The following is a 19,670-nucleotide window of genomic DNA, read 5'->3' as shown; positions in this document are numbered from 1 at the left end:
AGCGCGGTCGGCGCGTCGGCCCCCACGGACGGCGGCGGCGTGTCCTCGTCGTCGGCGCCCGACAACGGCGGCGCGAACACGGTCGCCGGCAGCGGCACCCCTTCCACACCCCCGGCACTGGCGTTGGCGTCCACCCACGGACTCGCCGCGGGCGCGGCCCCGGACGCCGCAGCCCCGGCGGGCGGCGCGAACGGCACAGGACCCGGCTCCGCGGCCGAAGCCCCCGCATCCGCACCCGGCGCGTCCGAAACCGACCGCGCGTCCGAAACCGACGGGGCGTCCGACTCGGCAACCGACGCCGCCCCCGACGGGTCCGCCACCGACACCGACGGGCGCTGCGACGGAACCCCGTCCATCGCCGTCGGCTCGTACGCCGGATCCGACGACACACCCGCGTCCCGCGCCGCGTCCGGCACGTCCTCCGCCGAGGACGCCACCGACACCGACGGAGACGCCGGCTCCGCCACCGCCGAAGGCGACGCGTCCGGCGACGACACCGCACTCCCGCTCTCCTGCGACACGTGCGGCTCCGCCGGCAGACCGATGCGGTCCGCCGCGTCCTGCAACCACTCCGGCGGCGTCAGCAGGAACGACGTCTGGTTCAGATCCACCCGGGCCGGCGGCGGCGCCGGAACCGCGGCACCGGCCGCGTCGGCCACCACGGCGTACTCCTCCTCGTACCGGCGGATGACCTCACCCACCGGCAGCCCCGGCCACAACGTCGCCTCGCCGCTGTCCCGCGCGATCACCAGCCGCTGACGCCCGCCGTCCGACGTCGGACCGCCCTCGCGGTCCTCCGCCCACACCACGAAACCCAGCTCGAACTCCCGCACCCGCACCTCGCGGTGCTGATACGTCGGCAGATCGCCGTTGATCCACTCCTCGGCGCGCTCCTGCGCCTGCGCGAACGTCACCACAGCCAGCTCACTCCCCCACCGGGACCACGGGCACGGCACGCGCGAAGCCACCGTCCACCATCAGGTTCGCCACCGTCTCCAGCTCCGGCGGATTGCCCGCCAGCCGCCCGAGGAAGTCGTCGAAATCCGCGCCACAGGGCAGCAGCAGCCGCTCCACCCGCTCGTGCACGCTCCACCCGTCACGGTCCCGCGCGTCGTCGTACACGCAGAACCACACCGAACCGACCGCCTCGCCCTTCACCTTCACCGCGACGAGACCCCCCTGGACGAACGCCACACCCAGAAAGTCCTTCGTCAGATGGTCCCGCAGACACTTGTTGACGTACACGAGGTCATTGACCCCCGCCTCGTCCCGCACCGTGAAGAACGGCTGGTCCACCAGCAGCCCCAGCTCCGCGTCGAGCGCCGCACCCACCGGCGCACACCCGCCCGCCGCCTTCAGGAACGACCGGTACGCACCCGGCAGCCGGTACCCGAGGTCCTCCTCGACACCCTGGAGCTGCAGCTCCGACACCGCCACCCGCGCCTTCGGCAGCCCGAAGTGCGCCGGCCGGGTCTCCTGCAGCGGACGCGTCCCCCGCTTCGCCTGGTCCACCGCCGCCGTCGCCACCCCGCCGTGATGACGCAGCAGCGCCTTCACCTCCACCGGGACCAGCTCCATGCGACGGCTCCGCGCCACGTGGTGCCACGTCCAGCCGTGCGGCGTCGCCACCGCCGGAATCGTGTCCCACAGCTCATGACCGGTCGCCGCCATCGCCGCGTTGGCCGACACGTAGTCCGTCAGCCGCAGCTCGTCGACGCCGAAACCCTCCGGCGGCTCGGCGATCTCCGCCGCCGCCCGCGCATACGGCGAGAAGTCCGGATAGCCGTGCTCGTCCACCCGTACCCCCCGGGGATGACGGGTGGCGCGGACCGGGTCCGGGAAGTGCACGACCTGCCCGGCATAGGCCGCGTTCGGTGGCGCGGTGTCCTGCCCGAGCCGACCTGTCGTCATGGCGGTTGCCCCCTGCACTGGCGTCGCTGCCCACTACGTCCTACCGACTGAACCCGCACAGCCTATGCGCTGCCACAAGACCCCGGACGGGCCCCGTCCGGCCATGGCCCCACCGTCACCCCGTGTCACGACCCCATGACAGAGCCGCCCCCGTTCCGACACACCGAAGCGTCGTTTCGGCGCCCCAGCTTCCCCATATGGCTCCCTATTTGGCAGGCTGTCCACGCAACTCGGGGGATTGCAAGGAGGGGAAGACCAGCACCATGTACGCAGCAACGACACCCACGCAGGGTGACCCACGCCTCAACTGGAGCAGCAGCGCCGACGACTCGCGCGCCCCCTTACTGCGACACCGCCGCGACGGAATCCTGCCCACCGTCGGCGCCGCCCTCTCCGTCCGCGGCGAAACCCTCACCTGCACCGCAGGCCGCGGCGACGTCCCGCCCGTCCTGCACCCCCTCGTCCAGGACTTCCTGGACACCCTCACCAGCAGCCAGCGGGAACGCTTCACCGGACGCTGCCCCGAAGCCATCCTGCTCTCCCGGCACCTCACCGCCACCGAGAGCGCACGCTCCAAACGCGCCCAGCGCAAACCACTCACCCACAGCGAGGCACGCCGCTCCCTCAAGCACGCCAAACTCACCGCCCGCCGCATCCGCGAGGACGGCGACCCGCTGCACGGCAGCTACGCCGCCCCCTGCCGCTCCTGTACGGAGATGCTCGCCCACTTCGGAGTCCGCCCCGTCGACCCCGCCACGGAACCCCAGAACGGCTGACCACACCGCCATGCCCGACCACCCGCACCAGCACAGCACCACCCGGTTCCCGGTCAACGTCGACGCCGCCCTCCGCGAGGCCGGCTGGCAGCCCGGCCGCTGGGACATCAAACGCGCCGAGGAATGGGCCGACGCCCTGCGCGCCCACGTCTCCCCCGCCGGACACCGCCACAGCGTCTTCCCCGCCGCCGTCGAGGCCTGGGCCGAGTTCGGCGGCCTGCGCGTCACCGCCCCCGGCCACGGACGGCAGATAGCGCCCGCCACCGTCCGCTTCGACCCCCTCGCCGGACTCCACCTCGCCCGCACCCTCGGAGACCTCGGCCGCGCCCTCGAAACGGAACTCGCACCCCTCGGCGAGGAAGGCGACCAGCAGGCCGTCCTCGCCATGGACGCCGAGGGCCGCGTCTACAGCCTCGACCACGCCGGCGACTGGTACCTCGGCAAGGACATCGACGCCGCCCTCTCCACCCTCGTCACCGGCGCCCGCCCCACCCGCCTCACCGCGACGCCGTAATCCCGGGCGCGGCCGGCAGCACCGCCGACACCCGGAAGCCGCCCGCGTCCGTCGGACCCGACACGAACACACCCCCCAGCCGCACGACCCGCTCCCGCATCCCCAGCAGGCCGTTCCCCCCGCTCGGCAGATGCGCGTCCGCCGCCCCCGCGTCCGACGGACCGTTCTCCACCTGCATCGCCACCTCGGACCCCCGGTGCGCCAGCCGTACGACCACGGCCGCACCCGCCGCGTGCTTGTGGACGTTCGTCAACGCCTCCTGCACCACCCGGTACGCCGTCCGCTCCACCTCCGGCGCGTACGCCCGAGCCTCCCCCACCACCAGCAGCTCCACCGCCGTCCCCGCCAGCCGCGACTGCTCGCACAACGCCTCCACCGCGTCCAGACACGGCCCCTCACCCTCCGCCGCGGCCTCCGCGGCCGCCGCGGCGGCCCGGCCCACAGCGGCCAGCGGCACCGCCTCGGGAGCCGCCACCGAGGGAGACGAAGCCCCCGACGCGGCAGCAGCCACCGGCGCCTCCTCACGCAGCACACCCAACATCTCGCGCAACTCCGTCAGCGCCTGCCGCCCCATGTCCCCCACCAGCGCCGCGTTCCGCACCGCCTTCTGCGGATCCTTCAACGCCACCGCCTGCAACGCCGCCGCGTGCACCACCATCAACGACACCCGGTGCGCCACCACGTCGTGCATCTCCCGCGCGATCCGCCGCCGCTCCTCCTGCCGCGCCCACTGCGCCCGCTGCTCCGCCCGGTCCGCGAGCAGCGACAACTCCTGCTCCAGACTGTCCGCGCGCTCACGCAGACTCTCCATGAGCCGCCGCCGCGCCCCTGTGTACAGACCCAGGAGAACGGGCGGCGCGTTCAGCCCCAGCGTCATGAACGCCGACACCACCGGCACGTACCAGCCACTCGGGTCGAACTCCTGCGCCCCCGGATCCGCCTCCGCCACGTCCTGGCGCAACCGCACCACCGTCACGACGAACACCGCGACCGTCGACATCCCCGCCAGCACCGCGGTGATCCGCCGCGGCACCTCGGAAGCCGCCAGCGAATACAGACCGACGATCCCCATCAGGAAACCCATCTCGGCCGGCGCCACCGCGATCGACACCAGGACGACCACGATCGGCCACCGCCGCCGCACCACGAGCACCGAGCCCACGACGAGCCCGAACAACGCCCCCAGCGCCTCCGGCACCCCGGCCCTGCCCGCGAAGACGACCCCCTCGACCGCGCACTCCACCGCCGACACCGACGCCAGCCCCACGTCGAACACGGCACTGCGCCGTCTCCCCCACCACCACCGACTCCGCGCCCCGCCCCCCGGCGCGCCCTGCTCAGCCCCCGCAACGGTCATGCCCCCACCCTACGGGCGCCACCCCGCGCCCCGCGGGCACCGTCAACGCCACGCACACCCCCTCGATGCAGCCGCCGCGCAGGTCGGCACCTTGTCGGATGACCCGCAGGAAGAACGTAGGAGACGGCCATCACGGCTGCCTGTCCGTGCGCGTCCTGCAAGGCGCGGATCTGTACCGTCGCATCGAGGGGGCCTGGTGCGGCATAGTAGGGGCGGCTACCGCGGCCGATCACCGAAATCGGACATAGCGGTAATCCCGGGTCGTCTAAGGGCAAGACGGGAGATTTTGGTTCTCCATATGGGGGTTCGAGTCCTCCCCCGGGAGCCCACGTGCGCGGGTCCTGACCATTCCGGTCAGGACCCGCGCTCATGTCCGGCCCCCGGCCCCCCGGTATCCTGCGGGGGTCCACCACCCAAAGCCGAAGGGCATTCCCGTGAGCGCCAACCGCCCGGCAGCCGTCGTCGTCCTCGCAGCGGGTGAGGGCACCCGCATGAAGTCCAAGACCCCCAAGGTCCTGCACGAGATCGCCGGGCGGTCGCTCGTCGGGCACGTCGTGTCCGCCGCCCGTGAGCTGGAGCCCGAGCACCTCGTCGTGGTCGTCGGGCACGCCCGGGAGCAGGTGCGGGGCCACCTGGACGAGCACTACGCCGGGACCAGGACCGCCGTGCAGGAGGAGCAGAACGGGACCGGGCACGCCGTGCGGATGGCCCTGGAGGAGCTGGGCGAGGCGCCGGAGGGGACCGTCGTGGTCGTCTGCGGTGACACGCCGCTGCTGTCCGGCGAGACGCTGCGGGCGCTGGCGGGCACGCACGCCGCCGACGGCAACGCGGTGACGGTGCTGACGGCCGAGGTCCCGGACTCGACGGGGTACGGGCGGATCGTGCGGGACGGCGACGGCGCGGTGACGGCGATCGTGGAGCACAAGGACGCGTCCGCGGCGCAGCTCGCGATCCGGGAGATCAACTCCGGTGTGTTCGCGTTCGACGGGAAGCTGCTCGCGGAGGCGATCAAGCAGCTGCGGACGGACAACAGCCAGGGCGAGGAGTACCTCACCGACGTGCTGTCGATCCTGCGCGAGGCGGGTCACCGGGTGGGTGCGTCGGTGGCGGGTGACCACCGGGAGATCCTGGGGATCAACAACCGGGTGCAGCTCGCGGAGGCGCGTGGTCTGCTGAACCGGCGCCTGCTGGAGCGGGCGATGCTGGCCGGCGTGACGGTGGTGGATCCGGCGTCGGTGTTCGTGGACGTGACGGTGACGTTCGACGCGGACGCGGTGGTGCTGCCGGGTACGCAGCTCCTGGGTGCGACGCACGTGGGCGAGGACGCGGTGGTCGGCCCGAACACGCGCCTGAAGGACACGACGGTGGGTCGTGGGGCGCGGGTGGACAACACGGTGGCCGACTCGGCGGTGGTCGGGGAGGGCGCGACGGTGGGCCCGTTCGCGTATCTGCGTCCGGGGACCCGGCTGGGTGCGAAGGGCAAGATCGGTACGTACGTGGAGACGAAGAACGCGACGATCGGCGAGGGGACGAAGGTCCCGCACCTGTCGTACGTGGGTGACGCGACGATCGGTGAGTACACCAACATCGGTGCGGCGAGCGTGTTCGTGAACTACGACGGCGAGGCGAAGCACCACACCACGATCGGCTCCCACTGCCGTACCGGTTCGGACAACATGTTTGTGGCTCCCATCACCATCGGGGACGGGGCCTACACCGCCGCGGGGTCGGTGATCACGAAGGACGTGCCGGCCGGTTCGCTCGCCGTGGCCCGGGGCCAGCAGCGGAATATCGAGGGTTGGGTGGCCAGGAAGCGTCCCGGCAGTGCTGCCGCGCAGGCCGCTCAGGCCGCCTCGGAGGAGTCCGCCGGCGAAAGCTGACCGGAAACGGGTGCGTCGAACTCGGCGTACCGTGATACGTGCACACAAATTCGGCTGGCTCGTACACGCGCACGGGAGCGCGGGGACCGCTGCCAGAGAACACGTCTGAGGAGACAGTGCTGTGACCGGGATCAAGACGACCGGCGAGAAGAAGCTGATGCTCTTCTCCGGCCGCGCCCACCCCGAGCTGGCCGAGGAGGTCGCGCACCAGCTGGGTGTCGGTCTCGTTCCGACCAAGGCGTTCGACTTCGCCAACGGTGAGATCTACGTCCGCTTCCAGGAGTCGGCGCGCGGCGCGGACTGCTTCCTGATCCAGAGCCACACGGCTCCGATCAACAAGTGGATCATGGAGCAGCTGATCATGATCGATGCTCTGAAGCGGGCTTCGGCCCGGAGCATCACCGTGATCATCCCGTCGTACGGCTACGCCCGTCAGGACAAGAAGCACCGTGGCCGTGAGCCGATCTCGGCGCGTCTGGTGGCCGACCTGCTGAAGACGTCGGGTGCGGACCGGATCCTCACGGTGGATCTGCACACGGACCAGATCCAGGGCTTCTTCGACGGGCCGGTGGACCACCTGTCGGCGCTGCCGGTGCTCGCGGACTACGTGGGTGCGAAGGTCGACCGTTCGAAGCTGACGGTCGTGTCCCCGGACGCGGGTCGGGTGCGGGTCGCCGACCGCTGGTGCGACCGTCTGGACGCGCCGCTGGCGATCGTGCACAAGCGTCGTGACAAGGACGTCGCCAACCAGGTCACGGTGCACGAGGTCGTGGGTGACGTGAAGGGCCGCGTCTGTGTCCTGGTGGACGACATGGTCGACACCGGTGGCACGATCTGCGCCGCGGCGGACGCGCTGTTCGCGCACGGCGCGGAGGACGTGATCGTGACGGCGACGCACGGCATCCTGTCGGGTCCGGCGGCGGACCGGCTGAAGAACTCGAAGGTGAGCGAGTTCGTGTTCACGGACACGCTGCCGGTGCCGGGTGCGCTGGAGCTGGACAAGATCACGGTGCTGTCGATCGCGCCGACGATCGCGCGTGCGGTGCGCGAGGTGTTCGAGGACGGTTCGGTGACGAGCCTGTTCGAGGAGCACTGAGCCGTAGCTCCGCTCCCGTAGCTCCTGTAGTTCCCGTAGCTCACGCAGCTCGCGAGACGTGTCGGAGGGCCGCTTCCCCGTTCGGGGGAGCGGCCCTTCCGCGTGGGGGGGGCGGCGGGTGATCCATTTGGGTGGTGGGTGGGGGGCGGGTAGACTGCCGGGGTTGCTCGGCGAGGGAGGCCGTACCCGTTTCGGGGTCACGGCGGTCCGTTATCGACGCGCTCTTCGTAGCAGGCCATCGCCAGTCGTGGCCGGGTGACCACCGTGTTTCGTCACCATCTACGAGGAGTGCCACATGTCCGAGGTCAAGCTCGCCGCTTCCCACCGTTCGGAGTTCGGCAAGGGTGCCGCCCGCAAGATCCGTCGCGCCGGCCAGGTTCCGGGCGTTCTCTACGGTCACGGCTCCGAGCCGGTCCACCTGACCCTCCCGGGCCACGAGCTGGCTCTGGCGCTGCGTACGCCGAACGTGCTGCTCGCGCTGGACATCGAGGGCAAGAACGAGCTGGCGATCCCGAAGGCCGCGCAGCGCGACCCGCTGAAGGGCTTCCTGGAGCACGTCGACCTGCTCCTGGTGAAGCGCGGCGAGAAGGTCACCGTCGAGGTTCCGGTCCAGGCCGAGGGTGAGCTCGCGGCCGGCGGCAACCTGCTGGAGCACGTCCTGAACACCGTCTCCGTCGAGGCCGAGGCCACCCACCTTCCCGAGGCCGTCACGGTCTCCGTGGAGGGCCTGGAGGCCGGTGCCTCCGTCACCGCCGCCGACCTGGTTCTGCCGAAGGGCGTCACCCTGGTGACCGAGGCCGACGCCGTGGTCCTGCAGGTTCTGGCCGCGCAGGCCGAGGAGCCGGCCGCCGAGGGCGAGGCCGCCGAGGACGCCGAGGGCGCCGAGGCCTGAGCCGTAGGCTCTGTCTGACGTGACGGGGTGACGGGCCGTGCGGCCCGTCACCCCGTTCGCGTCCCTGTGGACGTGTGGACGTGGACGTGTGGACGTGGACGTGTGGACGTCCGGACGAGGAGATGTGGAGCGGATGACCGACGACGCGAACGCGCCCTGGCTGATCGTCGGCCTCGGCAATCCGGGGCCCGAGTACGCGGGGAACCGGCACAACATCGGGTTCATGGTGGTGGATCTGCTGGCCGGGCGGATCGGCGGGAAGTTCAAGCGGGCGCAGAAGGCGCAGGCGCAGGTGGTGGAGGGCCGGATGGGTCCTCCGGGTCCGGCGAACCGGCGGGTGGTGCTGGTGAAGCCGATGTCGTACATGAACCTGTCGGGTGGTCCGGTGACGGCGCTGCGGGACTTCTACAAGGTGCCGACGGACCGTGTGGTGGCGGTCCATGACGAGCTGGACATCGACTACGCGACGCTGCGGCTGAAGCTGGGCGGCGGGGACAACGGGCACAACGGGCTGAAGTCGATGACGAAGGCGATGGGTGCGGAGTACCACCGGGTGCGGTGCGGGATCGGGCGTCCGCCGGGCCGGATGCAGGTGGCGGACTTCGTTCTGAAGGACTTCTCGTCGACGGAGCGCAAGGAGCTGGACTGGTTCGTGGACCGGGCGGCGGACGCGGTGGAGTGTCTGGTCGCGGAGGGCCTGGAGCGGGCGCAGTCGGCGTACAACTCCTAGGACAACGCCTCGTACGCCTCCTGAGACGCCTGGACGTGGATCGGTACGACTGTACGATCGCCGGTCATGAAGCACGTCCTGAACACCGTGATGGTCCTGGTCGCCCTGCTCCTCGTCGTCGCGGGGGTGTGGGCGTCCTGGGACGCGGCGCAGCACGTGTTGCTGTCGAAGGGGCGGGAGCACGGCACGTTGACGGTGACATCGTGCTCGGAGGAGACGTGCAGCGGGAGTTACACGGGTGAGGGCCCCGCGCGGACGTTGCGGATCGAGCGGTCGGTGGCGGCGGAGCGGGGCGTGACGATCCCGGTGGTGGTGAAGCCGGGGACGGACGAGGGCGTACGGGCGGGCTGGGGCGGCGGGTTGCACGCCTGGTTGCCGCTGGGCGGCGCGTTGTTGCTGGCGGCGCCGCTGGTCGGGGGTGCGTTGCGGATGACGCGGACGGCGTGGTCGGTGGCGGGGGTGGGCGGGGCGTTGGTGGTGGCGGCGTTCCTCGCACTCTGAGACGTTTCCGGTGATACCGGCGGGTCCAGCGCGATTGTTATGAACCACTGGGTTAAGGCTGACTTAAAGCGACGGATAGGCTGCCCCCGCCACCTCCCACGGCATCCCTCATCCCAGATGGACGACTGCACATGCGACGATCCCTGATTTCCGCCGGCGCCCTGGTCGCCGCCATGGCGGGCTCCCTGGCTCTGGCTCCGGTCGCCTCGGCGTCGGAGAGCCCGAAGCCGGTCGAGCTTCCGCTGCACCAGCCGACGAACCCGCCGATCAGCGCCTCCGACTTCGACAAGGAGGGCGAGGAGTGCCCCGGCATTCCGTCGGACAAGGACGGCTGGCACTTCATCATCCCCGGTAAGGGTGTGGAGTTCCTCAAGCTGACGGTGACCTTCGACAACGGTGCCCCGATCGTCATCACGGACTTCGGTCCGCCGAAGGACGACCACGCGTACGTGGCGTCGGAGCCGGGCGCGAAGCTGACCTCGGCCGTCGCCGAGGTGACCGGCGAGGTCGAGCAGGGCTGGTTCAACCTGTCGCACACCTGCCTGGCGACCACCACGCCCACGCCCACCGGCACGCCGTCGACGTCCGCGCCGACGCCGACGGACACGCCGACCACGGGCACGCCGACGACCGGTACGCCGTCGGTGACGCCGTCGGAGAGCACCTCCGGTACGCCGTCCGGTACGCCGTCGGAGTCGGTCTCCCCGACGGGTTCGCCGTCGACCGGTGCCACGCCGTCCGCCACGGACAGCGCGGGCCAGCCGGTGCCGAGCGCCTCGGGTTCCGCTTCGACCGGTGGTGACCTGGCCGAGACCGGTTCGAGCGCGCCGGTGGGTGTGCTGGCCGCCGTGGCCCTGGCCCTCGCGGGTGCCGGTGCGTTCCTGGTGACGCGTCGTCGCAAGGCGCAGCAGCACTGACGGATGCCGTCATGACAGTGCCCCCACGGGTGATCCCGTGGGGGCACTGTCCTGTGTGCGAGGCGGCTGTCAGCCGGTGTTGCGGAGGCCCGCGGCGACGCCGTTGACGGTGAGGAGGAGGGCGCGGGCGAGGAGGGGGTCGGGTTCCGTGCCGGCTTCGACGGCCGCGCGCTGGCGGGCGAGGAGGGCGACCTGGAGGTAGGAGATCGGGTCCAGGTAGGCGTCGCGGATGGCGAAGGTCTGCTGGAGGACCGGGTTGGAGTCGAGGAGCCGCTCGCCGCCGGTGACCTTGAGGACTTCGGCGACGGTGAGGGCGTGTTCGGCCTCGATGGTCTCGAAGACGTGCTTGAGCTCGTCGGGGACGAGGGTGTCGACGTAGTGGCGGGCGATCCGCAGGTCGGTCTTGGCCAGCGTCATCTCGACGTTGGAGAGGAAGTTGCGGAAGAAGTGCCAGTTCTCGTACATCTCGCCGAGGACGGCGTCGAGTCCGGCTTCGCGCAGGGCCTTGAGGCCGGAGCCGACGCCGAACCAGCCGGGGACGATCTGGCGGGACTGGGTCCAGCCGAACACCCACGGGATGGCGCGCAGTCCGTCGAGGGAGACGCCGGAGCCGGGGCGGCGGGAGGGCCGCGAGCCCAGGTGCAGGTCGGCGAGCTGGTCGACCGGGGTCGAGGCGAGGAAGTACGTCGGCAGGTCGGGGTCCTCGACGAGCTTGCGGTACGCGGTGTGGGCGGCCTCCGACACGGTGTCCATGGCGGCGTCCCAGCGGGCGAGGGCCTCGTCGGACTGGCGCGGCGCGGTGTGCAGGGCGGAGGCCTGCAGGGTGGCGGCGACGGTCAGTTCGAGGTTCTCGCGGGCGAGGGACGGGATGAGGTACTTGTCGGAGATGACCTCGCCCTGCTCGGTGACCTTGATCTCGCCCTCCAGGGTGCCCCAGGGCTGGGCGAGGATGGCGTCGTGGGAGGGGCCGCCGCCGCGGCCGACGGTGCCGCCGCGGCCGTGGAAGAGGCGGAGCCGTACGCCGTAGCGGTGGGCGACGTCGCGGAGCCTGCGCTGGGCGCGGTGGATCTCCCACTGGGAGGTGGTGATGCCGCCGAACTTGGAGGAGTCGGAGTAGCCGAGCATGACTTCCTGGACGTCGCCGCGGAGGGAGACCAGGCGCCGGTAGGAGGGGTCGGCGAGCATGTCGTTGAGGATGACGTCGGCGGCCTTGAGCTCGTCGGTGGTCTCCAGGAGCGGCACGATGCCGATCTTGGCCCAGCCGGCGTGGAGGTCGATGAGGCCGGCCTCGCGGGCGAGGACGGTGGCGGCGAAGACGTCGTCGGCGCCCTGGCACATCGAGATGATGTAGGACTCGATGACTTCGGGGCCGAAGCGCTCGAAGGCTTCCTTGATGGTGTGGAAGACGCCGAGGGTCTTCTCGCCGGCGGCGTCGAGGGGGGCCGGGGTGGGCGCGAGGGGGCGGCGGGAGCGGAGTTCCTTGGCGAGGAGCCGCTGCCGGTAGTCGCGGGGCATGTCGGCGTAGCGCCAGGACTCCTCGCCGAGCCGGTCGAAGAGCTGGCCGAGGGCGTGGTGGTGGGCCTCGGCGTGCTCGCGGACGTCCATGGTGGCGAGCTGGAGGCCGAAGGCGGAGAGGGTGCGGATGACCCGGTCCATGCGGCCGTCGGCGAAGAGGGCGCCGCGGTGCTCGCGCAGGGAGGTCTGGATGAGGGTGAGGTCGCGGAGGAGTTCGGCGGTGCCGAGGTAGTCGCGGCCGTCCTGGTGGGGGGTGCCGTGGGCGAGGCGCTCGCGGGTGTTGACGAGCTTCTGCCGGATGCAGGTGGCCTTGAGCCGGTAGGGCTCCTCGGCGTTGAGGCGCTTGTAGCGGGGGCTGATCTCCGGGAGGAGCTCCAGGTCGCGGTGGAGGGAGTCCAGGAGTTCCTGGGTGGCTCCGGTGTAGCGGATGGAGTTGGAGAGCAGTCCGCGCAGGAAGTCGACGAGTTCGAGGGCGTCGGTGATGCCGTGCTCGTGCTGGAGGATGAGGATGTCCCAGGTCACCTGGGGGGTGACGTTGGGGTTGCCGTCGCGGTCGCCGCCGATCCAGGTGCCGAAGGTGAGGGGGCGGGTGCCGGCGGGCAGTTCGACGCCGACGCGCTCCAGTTCGGCGGCGAGGTCCTCCAGGACGTCGCCGACGGCGCCCGCGTGGAGTTCGTCGAGGTAGTAGATGGCGTTGCGGGCCTCGTCGGCGGGCTCGGGGCGGACCACCCGGAGCTCGTCGGTCTGCCAGATGAGGTCGATGTTCTCGGCGAGCCGCAGGTCGGTGCGGCGGCGCTCGGACTGGCTGACCGGGGTCTCCAGGAGCGTGCCGATGCGGCGCAGCTTGTTGAGGACGGAGCGGCGGGCGGCCTCGGTGGGGTGCGCGGTGAAGACGGGGCGCACGTTGAGGTTCTTGACCGTCTCGCGTACGTGCGCGGGGTCGCCGTCCTTGAGCATGTCGGCGGTGCGGGCGAGGAGGCCGCCCTCGGCGGCGCGCTTCTCGCGCAGTTCGCGGCCGCGGTGGACCTGCTCGGTGACGTTGGCGAGGTGGAAGTAGGTGGAGAAGGCGCGGACGAGCTTGGCGGCGGTCTCCAGCTCGACGCCGCGGAGGAGCTCGGCCGCGGCCTCGCCGTCCTCACGGGTGAGGCGGCGGACCTGCTCGACGAGGTCGAGGAGCTCGTGGCCCTCCTGTCGGACGAGGGTCTCGCCGAGGAGGTCGCCCAGTCGGCGGATGTCGGCGCGCAGCTCGGTGCTGGCGGTGGGGGTCTGGTCGGCACTGCTCACAGGTGCGGCTCCTTGCAGTGTTTGAGCACGTCTGGAGGGGTACTGGAGGCTTGCGGACCGCGCTGTCCGACGCTCACAGGATAGGTGTCCAATCCCTGGACAGCGGGCAGCCCCCCGCTTGTGCCCTCTTGCCGCGTGCCGAGGCACTGCCATACTTACGACGCCGTAGGTTACGGAGGCGTAGCCACAGCTCCTCTCCCACCCCCACCCTCACCCTTCAGGGGACCCCCATGACCGTTTCTTCCGAGGTGACCTCGGCGTCCGAGGCCTCCGCGGCCGCGGAGGGCGCCGAGGCCCTGCCGTCCGCGACGCTGGGCGGCGACAGCAAGCGTTCCGTCGAGCAGGTCACCCTGCTGCTGTTCATCACGGTGCCGTTCCTGGCGCTGCTGGCGGCGGTGCCGCTGGCGTGGGGCTGGGGGGTGAGCTGGCTGGACCTGGGGCTGATGACGGCGATGTACTACATCGGCTGCCACGGGATCACGATCGGTTTCCACCGGTACTTCACGCACGGTTCGTTCAAGGCGAAGCGGCCGCTGCGGATCGCTCTGGCGATCATGGGGTCGCTGGCGGTGGAGGGCCCGCTGGTGCGGTGGGTGGCGGATCACCGCAAGCACCACAAGTTCTCGGACGCGGAGGGTGACCCGCACTCGCCGTGGCGGTTCGGGGAGACGGTTCCGGCGCTGATGAGGGGCCTGTGGTGGGCGCACATCGGCTGGCTGTTCGACGAGGAGCAGACGCCTCAGCACAAGTACGCCCCGGATCTGATCAAGGATCCGGCGATCCGGCGGATCTCGCGGCAGTTCGTGCTGTGGACGGTCGTGTCGCTGGCGATCCCGCCGGTGGTGGGCGGTCTGGTGACCTGGTCGTGGTGGGGCGCGTTCACGGCGTTCTTCTGGGGCTCGCTGGTGCGGGTGGCGCTGCTGCACCACGTGACGTGGTCGATCAACTCGATCTGTCACGCGGTGGGCAAGCGGCCGTTCAAGTCGCGGGACCGGTCGGGGAACGTGTGGTGGCTGGCGGTGCTGTCGTGCGGCGAGTCGTGGCACAACCTGCACCACGCGGACCCGACGTCGGCGCGGCACGGTGTGCTGCGGGGGCAGGTCGACTCCAGTGCCCGGTTGATCCGCTGGTTCGAGCAGCTGGGCTGGGCGACGGACGTGCGCTGGCCGGCCGCGGACCGTATCGACGCCCGACGCCGGGACGACGCCGCGAACGCGGCATGATGGAGGACGTGGCGATCGAGGGCAGGAACAGCGGTACCGGCGGTGCGGGCGAGCAGAAGGCCCGGCGTGGCCGCCGGGTGCGGATGACGGGCGCGGAGCGCCGGGAGCAGCTCCTCGACATCGGCCGCGCGCTCTTCGCGGAGAAGGGCTTCGAGGGCACGTCGGTGGAGGAGATCGCGGCGAAGGCCGGGGTGTCGAAGCCGGTGGTGTACGAGCACTTCGGCGGCAAGGAGGGGCTGTACGCGGTCGTGGTCGACCGGGAGATGCGGCAGCTGCTCGACGGGGTGACGGGGGCGCTGACGGCGGGGCATCCGCGGGAGCTGCTGGAGCAGGCGGCGTTCGCGCTGCTGGACTACATCGAGAACTACACGGACGGTTTCCGGATCCTCGTACGGGATTCGCCGGTGGCGCAGTCGACGGGCACGTTCGCGTCGCTGATCAGTGACATCGCCACGCAGGTGGAGGACATCCTCGGCCTGGAGTTCAAGGCCCGCGGTTTCGATCCGAAGCTGGCTCCGCTGTACGCGCAGGCGCTGGTGGGGAGCGTGGCGCTGACGGGCCAGTGGTGGCTGGACGTGCGCAAGCCGAAGAAGGCGGAGGTGGCGGCGCACCTGGTGAACCTGGCGTGGCACGGGCTGGACGGTCTGGAGCAGAAGCCGCGGTTGATAGGGCACCGGAAGAGCTGACGGCCCGTCCGAGCGAACCGGACGGTCTGATTTCGCAGGGTAAAGCCCTGGCGTGCGGGGCGGGCGTGAGTAGACTCGTGTTCAACATCCGGGGGGGTGTTCCGGTCGTCGGTCGAGGTCGTCTCCGCGTGTCCGCACGCGCTGATGCCGTCCGACGCTGCGCGAGCCCCCCGGCTGCTTCCTTTGAGCCTCTGATCCCTGGGGGGGATCTCTTGTTCTTCACGCGCTCCCTGCGTGCGCGCCGCGTTTCCGCGTGCACCGCGCTCGCTCTCTCCGCCGGCATGCTGCTGGCCTCTCCCGCGTCGGCCGAGGGGCCGGCGCCGCGCCCCGTCGCCGAGAAGCCGACGGGGTCCGCCTCCTCGCTTCCGAAGCTGACGATCACGAAGGGCACGGCGGAGGGCGCCCGCGCGGGCGCCGCCGCCGCCACGGCGGGCTCGGTCCTGCCGCTGTCGGACTTCGACGGCGACGGGATCGACGACTTCGTCTACCGCAGCCTCGACCGCAACACCTACACGGTCACGTCCACGACCGGTGACAGCTTCGAGCTGTACCGCAGCGAGGTCGCCAAGGACATCGTCCCGATCGGCAACCAGGGTGGCGCGAGCGCGCCCGAGGTGCTGGTGCTCTCGGAGAACGGCACGCTGACCCTGTACGCCGACGCGTCGGTGTCCGGTTCGCCGTACGAGCAGTGGCACGGCGGCGGCTGGCAGATCTACAACAAGATCGTCGCGCCCGGTGACGTCAACGGTGACGGTCGGGTCGACGTGGTCGCCCGCGACACCAACGGTGTGCTGTGGTTCTACGCGGCCACCGGCAACACCTCCTCGCCGTTCGCCGGCCGCAAGCAGATCGGCGGCGGCTGGAACATGTACGACCAGCTCGTCGGCATCGGCGACAACAACGGTGACGGCCGGGCCGACCTGGTCGCCCGCGACACGGCGGGCACGCTGTGGTTCTACGCGGGCACGGGCAGCACGGTGACGCCGTTCGCCACGCGGGCCAAGATCGGCACCGGCTGGCACATCTACAACACGATCATCACCGCGGGCGACAACGACGGTGACGGCGACGGCGAGCTGATCGCCCGTGACAACGCCGGGACGCTGTGGTTCTACGACGCCAACGGCAACACGACGCTGACGGCGCGGCGGCAGGCCAGCGACATCGGCGGCTGGGCCAACGTGGCGCAGTTCGGCAACGCGGGCAACATCCCGCAGACCGGCAAGGAAGGCGTGATCGCCCGGGACAGGGCCGGCACGCTGTTCTGGTACGGCAACACCACCACCGGCAAGCTGGGTGCCCGCGAGCAGATCAGTGAGACGGGGGACTTCGCCGGTGCCACCTACGCGCACGTGTCGTCGATGGACCCGGACGCCTCCTCCGATCTCGCCCAGATCTACGAGGGCGGCCTGTACATCGAGAACAACTACATCGGTTCCGGCTGGGGCATCTACAACGCGCTCGTCGGTCCGGGCGACCTGAGCGGCGACGGCAAGGGCGACCTGCTGGCCCGTGACCGGTCCGGCGTCCTGTACCTGTACCGCGGCAACGGCGCGGGCACGGCGCTGGCCACCCGGGTCAAGGTCGGCAGCGGCTGGGGAGGCTACGACCGGCTCCTGGGCGCGGGCGACTACACCGGCGACGGGCGCGCGGACCTGGTGGCCCGCACGTCGGGCGGTGACCTGTACCTGTACGCGGGCACGGGCGTGGCCGCGACGCCGTTCAAGGCGCGGGTGAAGGTCGGCAGCGGCTGGCAGGCGTACCCGAAGATGATCGCCCCGGGTGACGTGAACGGCGACGGCAAGAGCGACCTGCTGGGTGTGACCTCGGGCGGCGACCTCTACCGCTACCTGAACACCTCTCCGGGCAAGTTCGCCCCCCGGGCCAAGATCGGCTACGGCTACGGGATCTACAACGTCATGTCGTGACGTCACGCCCCGCACGGCGCCCCGCACCGGGAAGGTTCCGGTGCGGGGCGCCGTGGTGTTCAGGGGCGTTTGCGGGCGACGGCGAAGATGCGGCGGAAGGGGAACACCGTGCCGTGCGGGCCCGGCGGATAGGCCTCGCGGAGGCGGGCGCGGTACTGGGCGAGGAACGCGTCCACGGCCTCCTGGTCGCCGTCGAGGGTCGTGAGGACGGGGCGCAGGGCGGTGCCCATGACCCAGTCGAGGACCGGGTCCTCGCCCTGGAGGAGCTGGCAGTAGCGGGTTTCCCAGGTGTCGGTCTCGCAGCCGAGGTCGGTGAGGCGGGTCAGGTACTCGGCGGTGTCGAGGATGTGGACGAAGCGGCGGCCGTGGTCGCCGAGGCGGGCCCGCCACTCGGGGGTCTCGCAGAGTTCGCCGAGGAGCGCGTGGCTGGGGGCGGTGAAGTTGCCGGGGACCTGGAAGGCGAGGACGCCGCCGGGGCGCAGGCCGTCGATCCAGGCGGGGAAGGACTCCGGGTGGTTGGGGACCCACTGGAGTGCCGCGTTGGAGACGATGAGGTCGTAGGGCTCGTCGGGGGTCCAGTGGGCGGCGTCGGCCCGCCGGAAGTCGAGCCAGCCGCCGCCGCGGGTGGTGCCGGCCCAGTCCTTCTCGGCCCGTTCCAGCATGTCGGGCGAGAGGTCGAAGCCCGTGATGTGGGCGTCGGGCCAGCGGTCGGCGAGGAGGGCGGTGACGTTGCCGGGGCCGCAGCCGAGGTCGGCGATGCGGGCGGGCCGGTCCTGGTGGGGGAGGCGGGGTATTCGGGCGAGGAGGTCGAGGAACGGGCGGGTGCGGTGGCTGGAGTGGCGGAGGTACTGCTGCGGATCCCAGGTTGGTGCGGCGGAGGATTCCACGGAATGCATGTTCGAAGCCCCTTGCTGGAACGAGTTGCCGAAGCGGAACGGAGTTCCGGCCCGGTGCCTTCCCCATGGTCCAGCAGAATATTTCTTGATGTCAAGATACTTGAGGTCAAGAGACTCAAACTCAAGAGACTTTATGTCAACAGACCCTCTACACTGATCACATGGAGGACGAGGTCGACCGACTGGTCGCTGCATGGCGCCGCGAGCGCCCCGACCTCGACGTGGAACCGCTCGAGGTGCTCAGCCGCGTCTCACGGCTCGCCCGCCACCTCGACCGCGCCCGTCGGCTCGCCTTCTCCGAGCACCAGCTGGAGCCCTGGGAGTTCGACGTCCTCACCTCGCTGCGCCGCGCCGGAGCCCCGTACCAGCTCTCCCCCGGCCAGCTCCTCACCCAGACCCTGGTCACCTCGGGCACCATGACCAACCGCATCGACCGGCTCACCAAGAAGGGCCTCGTCGAGCGGCTCCCCGACCCCAGCGACCGGCGCGGCGTCCTCGTCCGGCTCACCCCCGAGGGCCGCGACCGCGCCGACGAGGCCCTCGCCGGGCTCCTCGCCCAGGAGCGCGCCATCCTCGCCCAGCTCTCCCGCACCCAGCGCGCCGAGCTGGCGACCCTGCTACGCCGGCTGACCGCCCCGTTCGACAACGTCCCGGGATAGCGGCACATCCCGGGGCAGCGGCACCCGGTCCAGCGGGGCCGGGCCCACCCCCGCCCGCCGCGCCAGCGCCACCGCCGCCAGCGTGGAGTGCACGCCCAGCTTCCCCAGCACGTTCTGCATGTGCGTACGGACGGTGTGCGGCGACAGGAAGAGCCGCTCGGCCACCGCCTTGCGCCCCAGGCCCGCGACCATGCACCGCAGCACCTCCCGCTCGCGCGGGGTCAGCGACTCCACCAGCCGCTCGCCCTCCGTCCGGTGCCGCCGGGCCTCCGTCAGCTCCCGCAGCACCCCCGTGAGCAGCGCGGGCGGCAGGTGCGTCTCGTCCCGCAGCACGCCCCTGACGACCGCCAGGAGCCGCTGGAGCGAGCAGTCCTTCGCCACCCAGCCCGACGCCCCCGCCTGGAGCGCCAGCGCCGCCCGCCGCGCGTCGTCCTTCTCGGCGAGGACGACCGTGCGGACAGCGGGCTGGACCCGCCGCACCCCCGCGACGAGCGTGATCCCGTCGACCGCGCCCTCGCCCTCGTCCGGCACCGCCCGCGCCGCCGGACCGGCCGCCGGGGCGCCCGCGCCCGCGGGCACCGCGCCGAGGTCGGCGTCGACGAGCAGCACGTCGAAGCGGCGGCCCTCCGCGACCCCCCGGTCGAGGCAGCGCAGGGCCGCGGGACCGCTGCCGGCGGCGGCCACGTCGACGTCGGGCTCGGCGGCGAGGGCCGCCGCGAGCGACTCGGCGAAGATGCGGTGATCGTCCACCACCAGGACGCGGATACGTGCCACAAAGACCCCCATGCGACGAGGAACGGACCGGCGCGGGTACGGCGCCGGGGGACGGGTCCGTCGGGCGCACGGCCGCCGCCGTGCCCTGACTGCATACCCCGCTCCCGGCGCCGTACCCGACGGTCTCGACC

17 protein-coding genes, 1 tRNA gene and 1 pseudogene are annotated in these 19,670 nt (G+C 71.5%); 13 read left to right on the top strand and 6 right to left on the bottom strand.

Annotated elements, in window-relative coordinates; genetic code table 11:
* Together ACWDVG_RS21205 and ACWDVG_RS21200 are read right to left on the bottom strand one after the other, a co-directional pair.
* Positions 1-914: pseudogene (locus ACWDVG_RS21205) on the bottom strand (SUKH-4 family immunity protein); the annotation flags it as partial.
* Between the two features lie 10 nt (positions 915-924).
* The gene (locus ACWDVG_RS21200) at positions 925-1,911 is read right to left on the bottom strand and encodes an SMI1/KNR4 family protein (protein ID WP_451700855.1); all 987 of its coding nucleotides are present in this window, start codon (positions 1,909-1,911) and stop codon (positions 925-927) included.
* A 263-nt stretch (positions 1,912-2,174) separates the two neighbouring features.
* On the opposite strand from ACWDVG_RS21200, the gene ACWDVG_RS21195 reads away from it, so the two are divergent.
* Both ACWDVG_RS21195 and ACWDVG_RS21190 read left to right on the top strand, forming a co-directional pair.
* A complete protein-coding gene (locus tag ACWDVG_RS21195; RefSeq protein WP_451700854.1) occupies positions 2,175-2,687 on the top strand; it encodes a YwqJ-related putative deaminase in 513 nt (170 codons plus the stop codon).
* 10 nt (positions 2,688-2,697) lie between these two features.
* Positions 2,698-3,201 carry an SUKH-3 domain-containing protein gene (locus ACWDVG_RS21190; protein WP_451700853.1) on the top strand — a complete coding sequence of 168 codons (504 nt, stop codon included), beginning with the start codon at positions 2,698-2,700 and terminating at the stop codon, positions 3,199-3,201.
* Here the strand turns inward: ACWDVG_RS21190 and ACWDVG_RS21185 are convergent.
* Positions 3,185-4,558 (bottom strand): sensor histidine kinase, encoded by a 1,374-nt coding sequence (locus tag ACWDVG_RS21185; protein WP_451700852.1) that lies wholly within the window; start codon positions 4,556-4,558, stop codon positions 3,185-3,187. The two genes, ACWDVG_RS21190 and ACWDVG_RS21185, sit on opposite strands and share 17 nt — an antisense overlap.
* A 254-nt stretch (positions 4,559-4,812) precedes the next feature.
* Here ACWDVG_RS21185 and ACWDVG_RS21180 point away from each other — a divergent pair.
* The 7 genes from ACWDVG_RS21180 to ACWDVG_RS21150 all read left to right on the top strand — a co-directional run bounded on the left by ACWDVG_RS21180 (position 4,813) and on the right by ACWDVG_RS21150 (position 10,574).
* Positions 4,813-4,883, top strand: a tRNA-Gln gene (locus ACWDVG_RS21180).
* Positions 4,884-4,992: 109 nt separating this feature from the next.
* The gene (glmU, locus tag ACWDVG_RS21175; RefSeq protein WP_451700851.1) at positions 4,993-6,438 is read left to right on the top strand and encodes a bifunctional UDP-N-acetylglucosamine diphosphorylase/glucosamine-1-phosphate N-acetyltransferase GlmU; all 1,446 of its coding nucleotides are present in this window, start codon (positions 4,993-4,995) and stop codon (positions 6,436-6,438) included.
* A gap of 121 nt (positions 6,439-6,559) precedes the next feature.
* Positions 6,560-7,534, top strand: a complete 975-nt coding sequence (locus ACWDVG_RS21170; RefSeq protein WP_451700850.1) for a ribose-phosphate diphosphokinase — start codon at positions 6,560-6,562, stop codon at positions 7,532-7,534.
* Positions 7,535-7,829: 295 nt separating this feature from the next.
* The gene (locus ACWDVG_RS21165) at positions 7,830-8,426 is read left to right on the top strand and encodes a 50S ribosomal protein L25/general stress protein Ctc (protein ID WP_451700849.1); all 597 of its coding nucleotides are present in this window, start codon (positions 7,830-7,832) and stop codon (positions 8,424-8,426) included.
* 133 nt (positions 8,427-8,559) lie between these two features.
* Positions 8,560-9,156 (top strand): aminoacyl-tRNA hydrolase, encoded by a 597-nt coding sequence (pth, locus tag ACWDVG_RS21160; protein WP_451700848.1) that lies wholly within the window; start codon positions 8,560-8,562, stop codon positions 9,154-9,156.
* A gap of 66 nt (positions 9,157-9,222) precedes the next feature.
* Positions 9,223-9,657 (top strand): hypothetical protein, encoded by a 435-nt coding sequence (locus tag ACWDVG_RS21155; protein WP_451700847.1) that lies wholly within the window; start codon positions 9,223-9,225, stop codon positions 9,655-9,657.
* 131 nt (positions 9,658-9,788) lie between these two features.
* The gene (locus ACWDVG_RS21150) at positions 9,789-10,574 is read left to right on the top strand and encodes an LPXTG cell wall anchor domain-containing protein (protein WP_451700846.1); all 786 of its coding nucleotides are present in this window, start codon (positions 9,789-9,791) and stop codon (positions 10,572-10,574) included.
* Positions 10,575-10,643: 69 nt separating this feature from the next.
* Here ACWDVG_RS21150 and ppc read toward each other — a convergent pair whose 3' ends face one another.
* On the bottom strand, positions 10,644-13,373 hold the full coding sequence (gene ppc / locus ACWDVG_RS21145; protein ID WP_451700845.1) for a phosphoenolpyruvate carboxylase: 2,730 nt from the start codon (positions 13,371-13,373) through the stop codon (positions 10,644-10,646).
* A 230-nt stretch (positions 13,374-13,603) separates the two neighbouring features.
* On the opposite strand from ppc, the gene ACWDVG_RS21140 reads away from it, so the two are divergent.
* The 3 genes from ACWDVG_RS21140 to ACWDVG_RS21130 all read left to right on the top strand — a co-directional run bounded on the left by ACWDVG_RS21140 (position 13,604) and on the right by ACWDVG_RS21130 (position 17,210).
* Positions 13,604-14,596, top strand: coding sequence for an acyl-CoA desaturase (locus ACWDVG_RS21140; protein ID WP_451700844.1), 993 nt, complete (start codon positions 13,604-13,606; stop codon positions 14,594-14,596).
* Positions 14,596-15,282 (top strand): TetR/AcrR family transcriptional regulator, encoded by a 687-nt coding sequence (locus ACWDVG_RS21135; RefSeq protein WP_451700862.1) that lies wholly within the window; start codon positions 14,596-14,598, stop codon positions 15,280-15,282. The genes ACWDVG_RS21140 and ACWDVG_RS21135 overlap by 1 nt, the downstream gene beginning before the upstream one ends.
* A gap of 281 nt (positions 15,283-15,563) precedes the next feature.
* Positions 15,564-17,210: an FG-GAP repeat domain-containing protein gene (locus ACWDVG_RS21130; RefSeq protein ID WP_451700843.1), complete on the top strand. Its 1,647-nt coding sequence runs from the start codon at positions 15,564-15,566 to the stop codon at positions 17,208-17,210.
* Positions 17,211-17,269: 59 nt separating this feature from the next.
* Here ACWDVG_RS21130 and ACWDVG_RS21125 read toward each other — a convergent pair whose 3' ends face one another.
* Positions 17,270-18,106 (bottom strand): trans-aconitate 2-methyltransferase, encoded by an 837-nt coding sequence (locus ACWDVG_RS21125; RefSeq protein WP_451700842.1) that lies wholly within the window; start codon positions 18,104-18,106, stop codon positions 17,270-17,272.
* A 161-nt stretch (positions 18,107-18,267) separates the two neighbouring features.
* On the opposite strand from ACWDVG_RS21125, the gene ACWDVG_RS21120 reads away from it, so the two are divergent.
* Positions 18,268-18,765, top strand: coding sequence for a MarR family winged helix-turn-helix transcriptional regulator (locus tag ACWDVG_RS21120; protein WP_451700841.1), 498 nt, complete (start codon positions 18,268-18,270; stop codon positions 18,763-18,765).
* Here ACWDVG_RS21120 and ACWDVG_RS21115 read toward each other — a convergent pair.
* Complete coding sequence (locus ACWDVG_RS21115; protein WP_451700840.1) at positions 18,724-19,551, bottom strand: LuxR C-terminal-related transcriptional regulator; 828 nt, start codon at positions 19,549-19,551, stop codon at positions 18,724-18,726. The genes ACWDVG_RS21120 and ACWDVG_RS21115 overlap by 42 nt on opposite strands.
* Between the last annotated feature and the right edge of the window lie 119 nt (positions 19,552-19,670).

This window comes from Streptomyces sp. NPDC003327, assembly GCF_053589515.1.
The sequence above is the reverse complement of the archived record's forward strand: the minus strand, read 5'-3'. Positions and strand labels throughout refer to the sequence as shown.